This is a genomic window from Rhizobium sp. SVR5-2C (assembly GCF_056755115.1).
Window position 1 is genome coordinate 1 of record NZ_JBNDHT010000156.1, and the last position, 14,884, is coordinate 14,884.

Here is a 14,884-nt window from a genome sequence, read left to right on the forward strand (position 1 = left end):
CAGGCGACGCGGACCTTCAGCGGCACGCCGACGACAGCCGGCACGTCCGGCATCAAGGTGACGGCGACCGATCTCGGTGGCCTTGCCGCCAGCGAGACCTTCAACATCGCCGCAACGACAGCCCCGACGACCTACAGCCTGTTCAGCGCCTCCAACACACCGGCCCAGACGAACCTCAACGATGGTCAGCAACTCGAGGTCGGCGTCAAGTTCCAGTCGAACGTGGCCGGTGATATCACGGGCATCAAGTTCTACCGCAGCGCCAACGACAACGGCCAGAACGTCGTCGATCTGTGGACCACCACAGGCACCAAGCTCGCCACCGCCAGCTTCACCAACACCTCGGCGAGTGGCTGGCAGACGGTGAACTTTGCGACCCCTGTCACCATCGCCGCCAATACCACCTATATCGCGTCGTATCACACGACCGGCAGTTACGTGGCGACCGATGGCTTCTTCACCAGTCCCGCCACCAATGGCCCGCTGACGGCGCTTTCGAACGCCGCCGCCGGTGGCAACGGCGTCTATGCGTATGGCGGCTCCGCCACCACAGGTCTCTTCCCGACCAGCACCTTTGATTCAGCGAACTACTGGGCCGATGTGGTCTTCCGGCCGCAGCTCGCCGCGTGAAGCATCGAACAAGGTGTGGGACGGTTTCGGATGAGGTTAACACGAAGAAAATGCTTGCCGCGGCAACTGTCGCTCCGAATGCCGACATTGAAGGGAGGCCGATGAACAGGATCAACCGGCTACCGGTGACAGTGCTGGCCGGCTTTCTTGGCGCCGGCAAGACGACGCTTCTCAGCCACGTGCTGACCAACCGCGAGGGCCTGCGGGTCGCCGTCATTGTCAACGACATGAGCCAAGTGAACATCGATGCCAGTTTCATTCGTGACGGCGGCTGCAATCTTTCGCATACGACGGAGACGTTGGTCGAACTCAGCAATGGCTGCATATGCTGCACCCTGCGCGACGACCTCCTGGCGGAGGTGCGGCGACTGGCCGAAGAAGGGCGATACGACTATCTGTTGATCGAAGGGACCGGCATTGCGGAGCCACGCCCTATCGCAGCAACCTTTTCCTTCCGCGACGAGAATGGGGTTTCCCTTTCCGATTTCGCGAAACTTGACACGATGGTCACCGTCGTCGACGCCGCAAGCCTTCTTGGCGACTACAGTAGCGCCGATCTGCTTCGCGATCGTGGTCAGCAGCGTGACAGCCAGGACCGCCGGACGCTCATTGACCTCTTGGTCGACCAGATCGAATTTGCCGATGTTGTTGTGATCAACAAGTTTTCGGACTCGACCGAGGCGATCCGCGCGGAAGTCCGCAAGGTGGTTGCTGCCCTCAACCCGGATGCGCGCCAGGTGGAGACGGATTTCGGCAAGGTTCCTCTTGCAACTGTCCTAAACACCGGCCTCTTTGATGAAGCAAAAGCGGCCGCGCACCCATTGTGGCACAAGGAGCTGTCCAGCCCAGGCGCCCATGTTCCCGAAGCGGAGGAATACGGAGTCTCGAGCTTTGTCTATCGTACAAGGCGTCCCTTCAATCCCGTGCGGTTTCGAGAATTCCTGGACGCGCCCTGGCCAGGGGTAATCCGCGCCAAGGGCTATTTCTGGCTTGCCACGCGCCCGCGTCACGTGGCTCTAATGTCGGCCGCCGGGGTGCAAAGGCGCTGCGAACCTATGGGGCTTTGGTGGGCAGCCGTTCCCCGGCAAGATTGGCCAAGTCATCAGCAGTTTCGTCAGCATCTGCAGAGCCGATGGGACAGCGCTTGGGGCGACCGTAGGCAAGAGCTCGTGTTCATCGGTGTCGGCATGGACGAGACCGGCGTCCGAGCCGCGCTGGACGACTGCCTGGCGAGCGCGGATCCGCGGGACTGGCCCGCTCTCGAAGATCCCTTTCCGGCCTGGTAGCGTGCGGGCGACATTGTGTTCCTTCTGGCTCCAGTCGGAGAGGACCACTTTGCGATAACCAGCTGCCCTGTTCGGGCTCGCCTGCTCGGTACTGGCGCCTCATCCTCAAGCATTGCAGCTTTTCCGCACTCCGCTAAGGGCGGAGGCCACTCATCACAACGATGTAACGAAGGGCGCTGGCGCATACCAATGATTGCCTTCGTTTCATTCGCCAAAAAAGTGGCAGAATATGGCATTTGCGAAAACGCGGTGAGCGACGATGATGATCTTCAGGGTGCGCTTCAAGGATCACAAACAGTTAGGTGCTTTCGGAGAAGAGCGCGGCCACGATCCACGGCTTGCGCGTGACCAGCGCGATCCGTTTCCGGCGTCGGGGCACGCCCATACCGCATGACGGATTTTGAACCAGAAAACAGAGGAGACGATCATGAGCATTGAACTTTATGCAGACGGCATCGGCGAAATCACCGTTACCGGGACGATTGTCAGGATCGATCTGATGTCGCTGTCGGCCACTGAACGCGACGCGAGCAACAATCCCAAGCCGGTCTTTCGCCAGCGGATCATCATGCCGGTTGACGCCTTCGCCAATGCAGTGGACCTGATGCAAAAAGCCCTCGGCGGACTTGTCGAAGCCGGCGCTGTTCGCCGGATCGGAGGCGGTCCGTCAGTTTCGGTATCGGATGTCGCCCAACCGGCGCAGAAGCCTTTGAACACTTCCCCGAATTTCAGCTACTGCACACAATAATTCGCTAAGGCGGGCCGTGAGCATGCACACTAATCTTCACTGTCTCGCGCTCGTCGCCCGCCATCACGGGGTGGATCTCTCGCCTGAGCGTTTGCAGCATGACTATGCGGTAGGCGATCAGCCGGTTACCGTGCGACAGCTGCTACGCATAGCGAAGGACGCCGGCCTGCGCGCCAAACAGGCTCATCTCGCATGGCGATCACTATTTGAACTGGGCAATGCCTATCCGGTGCTGGCCGGGCTTGAGAACGGCAACTGGGTTGTAATTGCCGGCGCCGCTGCCGATGAGGAAGGGGAACGGATCCGTGTGCTCGACCCCCTGGCAGACCGTCTGGAATTCATGCTCCTGAATGAGGAGCAGTTCTCAAAATTATGGCACGGATCTCTCATCCTTCTGAAGCGCAATTTTCGGATGAGCGATGATGATCAGCCATTTGGTTTTCGCTGGTTTGTTCCGGAAGTCATCCGGCAACGCAGCTTCTTCCGCGACGTCGCGCTCGCCGCGTTTGTTCTCTACGGGCTCGGCCTCACAACGCCGATGTTCTTTCAGATCGTCATCGACAAGGTCCTTGTCCATCAGGGCTACGCGACGCTCATGGTTCTGACGGTCGGCATAGCCGTCGCGCTCGTCTTTGATGCCATCTTCAGTTTTCTGCGGCGCTATCTTCTTTTGTACGCGACAAACAGGATCGACATCAGAGTAGCGACGCGTACGTTCGGGCATCTCCTCAATTTGCCCATCGCACTTTTCGAGCAGGCGTCCGCCGGCGTCATCGTCAAGCACATGCAACAGACGGGTCGAATCCGCGAATTTTTGACGGGTCGACTGTTCCTGACGCTTCTTGACGGACTGTCGCTGCTGGTCTTCGTGCCAATCTTGCTGCTCTACAGTGTCAAGCTCACGCTTGTGGTTCTCGGCTTTGCCGTTCTTGTCGGGCTTGTCGTCATGATGCTTGTCGGACCTTTCCAGCGGCGGCTGCAGGCGCTCTATCTGGCCGAGGGGGACAGGCAGGCTCTGCTCGTCGAAACCGTTCACGGCATGCATACCGTCAAGTCCCTGGCTCTGGAGCCTCGTCAACGCAAGGTGTGGGATGACTGTTCCGCACAATCCATTTCTGTGCGTTTTCATGTCGAAAAGATCTCGACGATCGCACAGTCGATGACCGCGCTCTTGGAGAAGTTGATGAGCGTCGCAATTATTGGGCTTGGCGCGCTCGACGTGTTTAACGGCGCAATGACAGTTGGTGCGCTCGTGGCGTTCAACATGCTCGCCGGCAGGGTGTCCGGGCCGCTCGTCCAGATTGTCACAATGGTGCACGAATACCAGGAAGTCGCGCTTTCTGTTCGTATGCTTGGGGAGATCATGAATCAACGCGCCGAGCAGTTTGGTCGCGGTCGTGGCATCCGTCCGCCGCTCAAGGGGCACATTGAATTCGACCAGGTAACTTTCCGCTACGGGCCGGAGGGTCCGCCGGCGCTTGACGACGTCTCCTTCACCATTCCGGCCGGATCGGTCTTCGGCGTCGTCGGCAAGAGTGGTTCGGGCAAGACAACGATCACCAGGCTTATCCAGGGTCTTTACCAGAGCCAGCAGGGGCTTGTTCGAATGGATGGTTACGACAGTCGCGAGATCGATCTCGTTCACCTCAGGACGAGTATCGGTGTGGTGCTCCAGGACAACTTCTTGTTCCGTGGCACAGTGCGCGACAATATCGCTGCTGCGAAACCGGGTGCAAGTATCGAAGAGATTGTCGAGGTAGCACGCATCGCAGGTGCGGAAGAGTTCATCGCGCGCCTTCCGCGTGGCTTCGAGACAATGCTGGAGGAGAATGCGTCCAATCTTTCGGGTGGTCAAAAACAGCGTCTAGCGATCGCACGCGCGCTCATCACCGATCCTAAGCTGCTTATCCTCGACGAGGCGACCAGCGCGCTCGATCCCGACAGCGAAATGATCATACGGCAGAACCTCAGCCAGATCGCGGCGGGGCGTACGGTGATAATCGTTTCGCATCGCCTATCGACCCTTGTCGACTCCGACGCCATCCTCGTGGTCGAGCGTGGCAAGGTCGCCGATATCGGCCGTCACGACCAGCTTGTGTCGCGCTGCATGACGTATCGCCATCTATGGTCACAGCAGATGAGGCAAGTGGCATGAACACTGCCTCCCAGCAATCCAGTGCAAACGCGCCTGTCCCTGTAGCAAGACGCGGAAACGAACTGACGGCGCGCCCGCTTTTGCCCGTCATCGCGGAATTCCAGTCCGATGCCGTCGAGCTTGAAGAGCGCGCGCCGCCGCGAATAGCCCGCATGACGCTCTACTGCGTTACAGCTCTCCTTGGCGCCGCTATCTTCTGGGCTTCGGTCTCGTCGATCGACGAAGTGGTCATCGCCACCGGGAAGCTGATCACCACGCAGCCGACGATTATCGTTCAGCCTCTCGAAACGTCGATCATTCGCACGATCGATGTGACAGCCGGCGAGGTCGTACACGCCGGCCAGACGCTTGCAACGCTTGACGCGACATTCAGCCAGTCGGATGTCAATCAGCTGCGCGCGAAATTCGCCGCGCTCGATGCGCAGGTGAAGCGGATTGAAGCCGAACTTGCCGGAGCCGACTACTCGGCGATCGCCGGTAACTCCCCTGACGAAGTGTTGCAAGTGCAGCTCTTCGGGCAGCGGCACGCCTTTTACATGGCCCAGCTTCAGAATTTCCAGCAACAGATTGCAGGTCAGGCGGCAACGATTGCGGCCAGCAGGGATCAAGAGGCGATTTTGTCTAACCGTCGCGAAACTTTGTCGTTGGTCGAGAGCGCCCGCCAGCGACTCTACAATCGCCAAAGTGGCTCGATGATCATGTTGCTCGGGGCGCGCGATGCACGTCTCGATGTGGAAGCCAACTTGTCTGCAGTACGGGGGCGGGCGGACGAAGCGAAGCATGCCTATGCAAAACTGCAGGCCGATCGGCGGGCCTTCATCGAAGACTTCCGACGGGCGGCGATGGAACAACTGGTCGAGCTGCGCAGCCAGCGCGACACCGCCGGGGACGAGCTGAAGAAGATGGCACTTCGCCGCAACATGGTGGTGCTTACCGCCTCGGCCGATGCTGTCGTCCTCGATCTTGCCCAACGCTCGGTCGGTTCGGTTGTACGAGAGGCAGAGCCGATCGTAATGCTCGTTCCTCTAAACGTTCCATTGGAGGCCGAGGTCTCAGTCAATTCGCGTGATATCGGGCGCATCGAGGTCGGCAAGGAGACTCGGATCAAATTTGATGCCTACCCGTTCCAGAAATATGGCACCGCGTCGGGCACGGTCAGGACGGTCAGCCGCGACGCCTTCACCCCCACGCCGCAGGATGCCGCGGCAAGCCAGTCCAACTCTCCGTTCTTCAAAGCCCGCATTCTCCTCTCCGATATGCGCCTCGGCACAACAAACGATCCTGTCCGGTTGCTCCCCGGAATGGCCGTTTCCGCCGAAATCAAAGTCGGACGCCGAACGGTGATTTCGTACTTTCTCTATCCATTGCTGCGGGGGCTCGACAGCGCCATCCGTGAGCCGTGAGCCGCTGTTTGAGCGGTGTTCACGTTGTGTCTTGAATGGAGGCTGTGAACCGACGCTGAAGGTTGCGTGCCAAGACAATCGCCACCAACCATATGATTATGTTGATAACAATTTACCTCGGGCGATCACCGGCGCTGATCGCGACCCGCCTCTTTTCATATTGTCATGCAATGATCGGATTGGAGGGCGCGCGCTTGGGCGTGTGTTCGGCGGGAAGAATTTGCGAGGGAAAGCCTCGACGCAGCGTGGCAGATCGACGGCCCCCACGATGCCGACACGAGCACCGACGGTATCCACCGGCTCAGGCAGCATGGCCGAGGCGCTGACGCTTCGCGGCCATCCCGATGCGCCATCCTGGCCCGCAACCAATCGTCCCAATCTCGAAATACCGCAGGACCCGGCTATCGCGGGCGCGAAGACTTCATCTTCGTTGGCGATGGTAGCTCGTCGTTCGCAAAGCTCACCATAACCTGAAGGCCGCAGGTTCAAATCCTGCCCCGCAACCAAAGCAACCGTTCGCGAGGGGTGACATCTGCGGCCGGCTATTCATGGCGGATCCGTGACATCGTCTGAACCGCGGCATATCGCCTCCGGGCAGGCGGGTTTCTGGCCCGAAAGGTTGGCGTCGGGCACCTAGGGTTAAATCAAGGTAATGCTAATATACATCTCTGAATAAAGCGCCTGATGTGTTAGATTAATCCGCAGAAGAACGCGGTTTCGTGGAGGAGAGGCGCTCGGCGTTCAACTCGTCGTAGCAGCGTTCGCGGGGGTATCCCAGTAGCATTTTCTGCCATGCCGGGAACGGTGGGGTCCTCATCAGAAGGGCCTCTGGATAACGGCTTTAATCGGGAGGTGTACAATGTTTCGCAAATTGTTTCTCACCTTGGCGATTGCGACGTCCGCACTTGCGATCAATGGAACCGCTTGGGCTGACATCACCATCCTCGTGCCCTCCGGCAGCGAGGGCGACGGCCTGAGAGCCGCAGCCGCCGACTACGCCAAAATGAAGAGCACGAAGGTCGAAATCGTCCAGGCCCCTTACGCCAACGTTTTCGAGAAAGCAGCGAATGCCGGTCAGACAAAATCGGGCGCTTTCGATATCGTGCTGATGGACGATCCGTGGATCCCATTCTTTGCCGAAAATGGCCATCTCGAGGATCTTAGCGGCTACTTCGCCAAGCTTGGGGTTCCAGGTCCCGACAACGACTTCCTGGCAAAGTCGCTGGCGGTTTGCCGCAACCCGTACAATACGGGCCCGTTCGTCTGCATTCCCTATGTCGGCAATGCGCAAATGTTCTTTTATGACGGTGCAAAGTTCGCAGAAGCCGGAGTTTCCGGCGCGCCTAAGACGTGGGACGATGTCTACAAGGCAGCCAAGGCCATCACCGACGCCGGCGGAGGACGTTTCTACGGTTACGTATTCCGCGGCGGTCAAGGCAATAACGTGGTCGCCGATTTCATGCCGCTCCTGTGGTCGTATGGCGCCAACCTCTTCAATGCCGACCGCACCAAGGTGACCCTTGATACCAAGGAAGCCAAGGAGGCGATGACGATGTTCATGACGCTGAAGGGGATCTCGCCCAAGGGCGTCGAAAGCTTCGCACCCGAGGATGTCGGTCGCGCAATGACGTCGGGCGTCGCGGCCTCATCGATCAACTGGCCGAACTGGGTCGCCACCTTTGAGGACCCGAGCCAAAGCCAGGTGGTTGGCAAGATCTCCTACGCGCCGATGCCCGCGGGCACGCACGCCGGCTCATCGGAGATCGGTCACTGGACCATGGGCATAATGTCGGCTTCGAAGAACAAGCAGGAAGCCTTCGATTTCATGAACTGGGCGACCTCGCCGGAGCAGATCAAGATTTCCGCTACGCGCGGCAATCCACCGGTCCGCTTCTCGGTGTTTACGGATCCCGAACTGACGTCGCAACCGCAATTCCGGCATTACCCGACGCTGATGGAGGCGATCAACTTCTCGACGCCGCGGCCGCGCCATCCCAAGTGGCCTGAGATCGAGAACGCACTCGGCATCGAGCTCTCCAAAGCTGTTGCGGGCACGATCACCCCGGACGAGGCGCTGAAGAACGCGCAGGAATCGGTCTCGAAAATTACGAACATGTACTAGCGCGCATATGTCCGTGCGGACCGTCGGTTCCGATCCCGGGAATTATGCAGGAGGGGAGCAGCCTGAGGGTGGGCGGGGTTTGCGGACCCCGCCTGCAAAAAGACGGCAACTGCGCCGGGGAGGAGCTCATAGGAGGGGCTGATGGCGAGGTCCGAAAGCGGCACATTGGCCGCGCAGCTTCGACCGGGTGGTGGTGGTCTGGAGCAATGGGCAGAGCGTCACCTGCGCATCCTCTTGCTGGCGCCTGCACTGCTGCTCCTCGCCGGGCTGACGCTGTTTCCGACCGTCTACATGTTTACCGCGGCGGTACAAAGGGTCAGTCCTGACCCGAGTGTGCCTCGCGAGTTCGTCGGGCTCGGCAATTTCGTGCGGATGCTTAGCGATCCGGAACTTCACCTCGCCGTCAAGAACACGGTGGTGTTCACCAGCATCGCGGTAACGCTTGAATTTCTCCTCGGCCTCGGCCTTGCGCTGCTTTTCGACAAATACATTCGCCGGCTGAATTTCCTCAAGACGATCCTGTTGGTTCCGATGATGATTCCGCCGATCGCCGTGGCTCTGACGTGGAAGCTCATTTATCAGCCGCAATTCGGCGTCCTCAACGAGTTGATGTACCGCCTTGGATTGCCCGCCCAGGCATGGGCCGGCGATGTCAACCTCGCGATGGCAACGATCATCGCAGCAGATGTCTGGGAGTGGACGTCGTTTATTTTTCTGCTGATGCTGGCCGGGCTGGCAAGCCTGCCGACCGAACCCTACGAGGCAGCGCAGGTTGACGGCGCCTCGGCCTGGCGCCAGTTCTGGGACCTGACCATACCCTTTCTCAAGCCGGTGATCGCCATCGCCCTGCTGTTGCGGATCATGGATGCGCTCAGGCTGTTCGATCTGGTGTTCATTCTCACCGTGGGTGGCCCGGCGGGGGCAACCGAGACGCTCAGCCTCTATATCTTCAAGGTCGCGTTTACATTCGTCGACATTGGCTATGCCGCGGCGATCTCGCTGGTGGTGCTGTTCGTAACGGTCGGCTTCAGCACCTGGTTCATCAAGCGGTTGCGGCTGGTGGATTGAGGAGGGCACCGTATGGCAACCCGCGCACGGCATCGAATCGGTGAAGGGATGCTCCGGATGCTGGCCTATCTCGGAATGGCATTCGCGCTGTTCATCACCATCTTTCCCGTCTACTGGCTCGCCCAGAATTCATTCAAGCTCGACATCGACATCTTCGCTGTGCCGCCGGTGTGGTTCGACTTTCCGCCGACCTTCAAGCACTATGAAGCGGCTTTCATCGGACAGCCGTTCCTGATCTACGCCCTCAATAGTCTGATCATCGCCGTGGCGACGACAATCGTCTCTCTGGTGTTCGGCACCATGGCCGGCTACGCCCTTGCCCGTTTCGAATATCCGGGCCGATGGCGCTACCAGATCTCGTTCTGGATCCTGTCGACGCGAATGATGCCGCCGATCGTGACGATCATACCGCTGTTCATCTTCTTCAACTTCTTCAACTTGCTGAACACCAAACTCGCCGTCGTCGTCGCCTACACCGCTTTCAACCTGCCCTTCGTGACCTGGATGATGAAGAGCTACTTCCAGGATCTTCCGCCCGAACTCGAGGAGTCCGCGATGGTCGATGGTGACACGCGCTGGGGGGCCTTTCTCCGGATCGCCCTTCCGCTGGCACGGCCCGGCATCGCCGCAACGGCGATCTTCAGCCTCATTCTTTCCTGGAATGAATTCCTGCTGGCGCTGATCCTGACCCAGACGGAGCGGTCGATGACGCTGCCGGTTGGAATTTCCGGCCGGGTCACCCAGTACACCACTCATTGGGGTGAGATCAGCGCTGCGGGCTTCCTCGCCAGCGTTCCGATCATCGTCTTCGCGCTAATCGTCCAGAAGCACCTCGTCCGGGGATTGTCCCTGGGCGCCGTCAAAGGCTGAAACCTATGGCGTCTGTCACGTTCAAGAATGTGTACAAGAAGTTCGGCGAATTCCTCGCCGTGGCCAACTTCAACCTCGAAATCAAAGACAAGGAGTTTCTCGTTCTGCTCGGGCCCTCCGGCTGCGGCAAGACGACAACCATGCGCATGGTCGCGGGTCTCGAGGAAGCAACCTCCGGCGACATCTACATCGACTCGAACCGCATCAACGGTGTTCTGCCCAAGTATCGCGACGTCGCGATGGTCTTCCAGTCTTACGCCTTGTATCCGCATCTCACGGTCGAGGAGAACATCGGCTATCCGCTGAAAATCCGCAAAGTGCCGCTCGAGGAACGCAAGCGACGCATCGCCGAGGTCGCACGGCGGGTGGAACTTGACACGATGCTGTCGCGGCTGCCGAAGGAACTTTCCGGTGGCCAGCGCCAGCGGGTAGCGCTCGCCCGGGCGATCGTGCGCACCCCGCGGGTCTTTCTCATGGACGAGCCGCTCTCCAATCTCGACGCCAAGCTCCGCACCCAGATGCGCGCCGAACTGAAGCACCTTCAACACGAGCTGCAGGTCACGACCATCTACGTTACCCACGACCAGATAGAAGCGATGACGCTTGCCCACCGCGTGGCGGTGATGAACAAGGGCGTGATCGAGCAGCTTGGGACGCCACGGGAAATCTACAGCGATCCGCGCACGCTCTTCGTTGCCGGATTTATCGGCTCGCCGCCGATGAACCTTATTCCGGGAGACGTCAGTGACGGTTTGTTCGTCAGTGACGGCCTAAGGGTGGAGGGCATCGGTGGGGTGAACCTCTCCGGCGCTGTCCTCGGAGTCCGTCCGGAAGACGTCCATGTCGCCGAAGCCGGGGACCCCGACGTCAATCTGGTCGCGCCGATCTATTCGGTGGAACTTACCGGCGAGAGTACGCTTGTCAGCGTCCGGTTGGGTGGACGACTCATGACCTTGCGCGCGGACAAGCATTTCGCCGGTCAGATCGATCAAGAAATCGGTATCAGGGTTGTCACGGATCGGGTGTTTTTGTTCGATGGAGAGACGCAATCTCGCATTGATTTCTAGGGCGCTTGGTGCGGCGCTCGTCATCGCCTTCGCATCCCACGCGAGGGCGACCGATGTCGGCCCGATCGCCGGAAATCCGCTGATTGATATTCCTGCCGGGGCGTTCGTCTTCGGCCGCGATGACGGCCCCGAAAACGAACGCCCGTCCCGCGTGCTGGAAGGTCGGGAGTTCGCAATCAATCGGACCGAGATCACGAACCGGCAATACCAAAGTTTCGTCGACGCCACGGGGCACCGGTCGGGCTTCTACGCAACTCACCCGATCCTCGGATTGGACGACCGGCCGGTTGTCGGGGTGAGTTGGGCGGACGCCGATGCCTTTTGCCGCCACTATGGACTGGCTCTCCCCTCCGAGCAGCAATACGAGAGGGCGGCACGAGGGACGGAGGGCGAGCGGTATCCATGGGGCGAAGCTCCGCCGGACCCTACGCGGGCAAATTCCGGAACCGATGCCTGTTGTTCCGCCGATGCGCGCGACGGATATCCCATGACCGCGCCAGCTGACTCCTTCGCTGACGGCGCAAGTGCCGAGGGCGTCCTCAATCTTGTCGGCAATGTCTGGGAATGGACGGGCGACCTCTATGCCCCGTATGATGGTGGACCGCCGATAGGAAGCGTCGGGTCCTATCGTGTGCTTCGCGGAGGCTCGTGGAACAGCGATCCAAAGCACCTTACGACGACCTATCGCCTCGCCTATGATCCCGAATTCCGCTTCTCCGGTAATGGTGGTTTCCGATGCGTCCGTTCCGCACATTGATTATTGCCGCAGGTCTTCTGTTCCTGGCAGCCGGTGCCAGCGCTGAGCCGAAGGTTGCACCCGGCTATAAGCTCGAGACCTTCAACGTGCCGGGCGCGGCCTTCGCCGGCCTCTCTCGCGATGGCGGAGACTTGCTCGTCAGCGATCTCGCCAGCGGCCGGCTCTACAGCCGCGGCGGAGATGGCAAGCTTGTTCCCTTCGGGCCGATATTTCCGCATGGCCCGGACGTGATTGGCGACCCGACGGGTCCCTATCGAATCGTCCGCGCCGGCGATGCCTATGTCGTTGCCCAGGGATGGAAACCGGCCGATGCCGACGAGAGTCCGTTTGACCACGCTCTCGTTGCGGTCGACCTCGATGGTCAGGCCCGTGTCATCAATAGCGATTTCTGGAATCCCTTCGATTTGATCGTCTCGGACGGAACCTATTACGTGATCGACTCTGCGCGAAACAGTGTCGAACGCGTGGAGGCGGACGGTGGGAAAAGCACGCTCACGACATTCGGCCGCTTGGCACAGGCTGCCACGACACTCCGCAGCCTTTCGCCGACCGAGTTCGCCAAAGGCGACAGCTATGAGGTCGACGCGGTGCCGACTGGCATCGCCCTTCGCGATGGGCGCCTCTATGTTACGTTGTTCGGCGGCTTTCCCTTCCTTGCCGGTGCCGGCAAGGTCGTTTCCCTTCCCGCGGCCGGCAATGCGCCAAGGCCGCAGCTCGAGGTCGAAGGACTGAATGCGCCCGTGAGTGTCGCCTTCGACAGCGATGGGGAGATGCTTGTCCTCGAACATGGCACATACGACCAGAAAGAAGGTTTCGGGAAGGGTAGCGGGCGGTTGCTGAAGCTTGGCAAAACGACAGGCGACCGGAAGATCATTCTCGACGGCCTCACCCGGCCAGTGTCCGTTCTCGTCTGGGACGAGCGGCGGATCGTCGTTTCCGAGCTTGGCGGCAACCTCCATTTTCTGACCTACGAAGCTCAGCGCTGACCAGCGACCGGCGGTAAATTTGCCGGCGCGCTCTGCCGCACCCCTTGATCCAAGAACATTCGTTTGACACGCGAATAGTTTTCATTTCTACTTCAATCGGTTTCGAATTGCGCGCAGGCACAAGTCGAATCCGGCGCACGGGGAGGGGAAGAGTGGGCCAAGGACATCACGACCTATTCGTGATCGGGGGCGGGATCAACGGCTGCGGGATCGCGCGGGATGCGGCGGGGCGCGGCTATTCGGTGGCACTGGCGGAGATGGGCGATTTCGCCTCGGGGACGTCGTCGGGGGCGACCAAGCTGATCCATGGCGGGCTACGCTATCTCGAGCATTACGAGTTCCGGCTGGTGCGCGAATCGCTGATGGAGCGCGAGGTCTTGTGGGCGATGGCGCCGCACATCATCTGGCCGCTGCGCTTCGTGCTGCCCTACCAGACGGGCGGCATCCGGCCGGCCTGGCTGATCCGTCTCGGGCTGTTCCTCTACGACCATCTCGGCGGCCGCCGGCTGTTGCCGCCGACGGCGGTGCTTGACCTTCGCCGCGACCCGGCCGGCAAGCCGCTGAAACCGGTGTTTGCCAAGGCCTTCGAATATTCCGACGGCTGGGTCGACGATGCCCGGCTGGTGGTGCTGAACGCCCGCGATGCCGCCGACCGCGGGGCGCTGATCCTGCCGCGCACCAAGGTGGTGTCGGCCCGCCGCGAGAGCGGCCTGTGGGAGATCGACAGCGTGAACATGCTGACCGGCGAGAACAGCCGGCATCGGGCCCGCATGCTGGTCAACGCCGCCGGCCCCTGGGTCGATCAGCTGCTGCGCGCCGCTTTCGGCCAGAACGAGGCCCGGCATGTGCGCCTCGTGCAGGGCAGCCACATCGTCGTCCGGAAGAAGTTCGAGGGGCCGCGCGCCTATTTCTTCCAGAACCCCGACAACCGCATCATCTTCGCCATTCCCTACGAGGAGGATTTCACGCTGATCGGCACCACCGATCGCGACTATGGCGGCGATCCGCAGGCTGTCCGGATCTCCGAAGAGGAGACCGGCTACCTGTGTGCCGCCGCCAGCGAATATTTCAACGAACCGGTGAAGCCGGAAGATATCGTCTGGAGCTATTCGGCGGTGCGGCCGCTCTATGACGACGGCGCCTCGAAGGCGCAGGAGGCGACACGCGACTATGTGCTGAAGCTGGAGGGCGAGGCCGGTGCCGCACCGCTGCTCAACGTCTTCGGCGGCAAGCTGACCACCTACCGGCGGCTATCGGAACATGCGCTGGAAAAGATCGGCGCGGCGATTGGCGTCAAGGGTGCCCCGTGGACGGCCAACAGCCATCTGCCGGGCGGCGACTTTCCGGTGCAGGGTTACGAGGCGCAGGTCGCAACGCTCAAGGCGGCCTATCCGTTCCTGGCCGATCCGCATGCCCGCCGGCTGACGCGCCGCTACGGCACCCGCGCCAGCGTGCTGCTCGGGCAGGCGCGATCGCTCGCCGAGCTCGGCCGCTGCTTCGGCTCCGATCTCTACGAGGCCGAGGTCGGCTATCTCGTCAAGCACGAATGGGCCATCACCGCCGAAGACGTCCTGTGGCGACGCTCCAAGAAAGGGCTATATCTGTCAAAGGATGAGGTGAAAAATTTGGAGGAGTACATGGCCGCGATCCCTGCCCAACTGGCAGGGTGAACAAGCGGCATGTCGTCCCCGTTGTGAGGAGGCACGGGAACGGAATGCTTGAACTGCGCAATACCACCAAGACGGTGGGGGGTGAATACCATATCTACCCGACCGATCTGACACTTGAACGC

At 60.5% G+C, this 14,884-nt stretch carries 12 protein-coding genes; all 12 read left to right on the plus strand.

From position 1 onward, the window contains the following. Positions 1 to 630 (plus strand): DUF4082 domain-containing protein (locus ACPYOI_RS30270; protein WP_481423770.1); only part of this gene is annotated, 630 nt, incomplete at its 5' end. Between the two features lie 101 nt (positions 631 to 731). Continuing rightward, positions 732 to 1,916 (plus strand): GTP-binding protein, encoded by a 1,185-nt coding sequence (locus ACPYOI_RS30275; RefSeq protein ID WP_481418309.1) that lies wholly within the window; start codon positions 732 to 734, stop codon positions 1,914 to 1,916. A 427-nt stretch (positions 1,917 to 2,343) separates the two neighbouring features. Further along, positions 2,344 to 2,664, plus strand: coding sequence for a hypothetical protein (locus tag ACPYOI_RS30280; protein WP_481418310.1), 321 nt, complete (start codon positions 2,344 to 2,346; stop codon positions 2,662 to 2,664). A 22-nt stretch (positions 2,665 to 2,686) separates the two neighbouring features. Further along, complete coding sequence (locus ACPYOI_RS30285) at positions 2,687 to 4,819, plus strand: peptidase domain-containing ABC transporter (RefSeq protein ID WP_481418311.1); 2,133 nt, start codon at positions 2,687 to 2,689, stop codon at positions 4,817 to 4,819. Next, positions 4,816 to 6,222 carry an HlyD family type I secretion periplasmic adaptor subunit gene (locus ACPYOI_RS30290; RefSeq protein ID WP_481418312.1) on the plus strand — a complete coding sequence of 469 codons (1,407 nt, stop codon included), beginning with the start codon at positions 4,816 to 4,818 and terminating at the stop codon, positions 6,220 to 6,222. Before ACPYOI_RS30285 ends, ACPYOI_RS30290 begins: the two co-directional genes overlap by 4 nt. 859 nt (positions 6,223 to 7,081) lie before the next feature. After that, entirely contained in the window at positions 7,082 to 8,344 is a 1,263-nt protein-coding gene (locus ACPYOI_RS30295) for an ABC transporter substrate-binding protein (RefSeq protein WP_481418313.1), read from the plus strand. Between the two features lie 141 nt (positions 8,345 to 8,485). Further along, positions 8,486 to 9,412 (plus strand): carbohydrate ABC transporter permease, encoded by a 927-nt coding sequence (locus ACPYOI_RS30300; protein WP_481423771.1) that lies wholly within the window; start codon positions 8,486 to 8,488, stop codon positions 9,410 to 9,412. 12 nt (positions 9,413 to 9,424) lie between these two features. Continuing rightward, positions 9,425 to 10,282 carry a carbohydrate ABC transporter permease gene (locus ACPYOI_RS30305; protein WP_481418315.1) on the plus strand — a complete coding sequence of 286 codons (858 nt, stop codon included), beginning with the start codon at positions 9,425 to 9,427 and terminating at the stop codon, positions 10,280 to 10,282. 5 nt (positions 10,283 to 10,287) lie between these two features. Beyond that, a complete protein-coding gene (locus ACPYOI_RS30310; RefSeq protein WP_481418316.1) occupies positions 10,288 to 11,349 on the plus strand; it encodes an ABC transporter ATP-binding protein in 1,062 nt (353 codons plus the stop codon). After that, complete coding sequence (locus ACPYOI_RS30315; RefSeq protein WP_481418317.1) at positions 11,318 to 12,106, plus strand: formylglycine-generating enzyme family protein; 789 nt, start codon at positions 11,318 to 11,320, stop codon at positions 12,104 to 12,106. Before ACPYOI_RS30310 ends, ACPYOI_RS30315 begins: the two co-directional genes overlap by 32 nt. After that, positions 12,085 to 13,092, plus strand: coding sequence for a ScyD/ScyE family protein (locus ACPYOI_RS30320; RefSeq protein ID WP_481418318.1), 1,008 nt, complete (start codon positions 12,085 to 12,087; stop codon positions 13,090 to 13,092). Before ACPYOI_RS30315 ends, ACPYOI_RS30320 begins: the two co-directional genes overlap by 22 nt. A gap of 152 nt (positions 13,093 to 13,244) precedes the next feature. Further along, the gene (glpD, locus tag ACPYOI_RS30325; protein WP_481423772.1) at positions 13,245 to 14,762 is read left to right on the plus strand and encodes a glycerol-3-phosphate dehydrogenase; all 1,518 of its coding nucleotides are present in this window, start codon (positions 13,245 to 13,247) and stop codon (positions 14,760 to 14,762) included. Positions 14,763 to 14,884 lie beyond the last annotated feature (122 nt).

What these genes read in the sequence shown, in the direction of transcription:
- ACPYOI_RS30275 (WP_481418309.1), top strand. Translation starts at nt 732, where the DNA reads ATGAACAGGATCAACCGGCTACCGGTGACAGTGCTGGCCGGCTTTCTT.
- ACPYOI_RS30280 (WP_481418310.1), top strand. Translation starts at nt 2,344, where the DNA reads ATGAGCATTGAACTTTATGCAGACGGCATCGGCGAAATCACCGTTACC.
- ACPYOI_RS30285 (WP_481418311.1), top strand. Translation starts at nt 2,687, where the DNA reads ATGCACACTAATCTTCACTGTCTCGCGCTCGTCGCCCGCCATCACGGG.
- ACPYOI_RS30290 (WP_481418312.1), top strand. Translation starts at nt 4,816, where the DNA reads ATGAACACTGCCTCCCAGCAATCCAGTGCAAACGCGCCTGTCCCTGTA.
- ACPYOI_RS30295 (WP_481418313.1), top strand. Translation starts at nt 7,082, where the DNA reads ATGTTTCGCAAATTGTTTCTCACCTTGGCGATTGCGACGTCCGCACTT.
- ACPYOI_RS30300 (WP_481423771.1), top strand. Translation starts at nt 8,486, where the DNA reads ATGGCGAGGTCCGAAAGCGGCACATTGGCCGCGCAGCTTCGACCGGGT.
- ACPYOI_RS30305 (WP_481418315.1), top strand. Translation starts at nt 9,425, where the DNA reads ATGGCAACCCGCGCACGGCATCGAATCGGTGAAGGGATGCTCCGGATG.
- ACPYOI_RS30310 (WP_481418316.1), top strand. Translation starts at nt 10,288, where the DNA reads ATGGCGTCTGTCACGTTCAAGAATGTGTACAAGAAGTTCGGCGAATTC.
- ACPYOI_RS30315 (WP_481418317.1), top strand. Translation starts at nt 11,318, where the DNA reads ATGGAGAGACGCAATCTCGCATTGATTTCTAGGGCGCTTGGTGCGGCG.
- ACPYOI_RS30320 (WP_481418318.1), top strand. Translation starts at nt 12,085, where the DNA reads ATGCGTCCGTTCCGCACATTGATTATTGCCGCAGGTCTTCTGTTCCTG.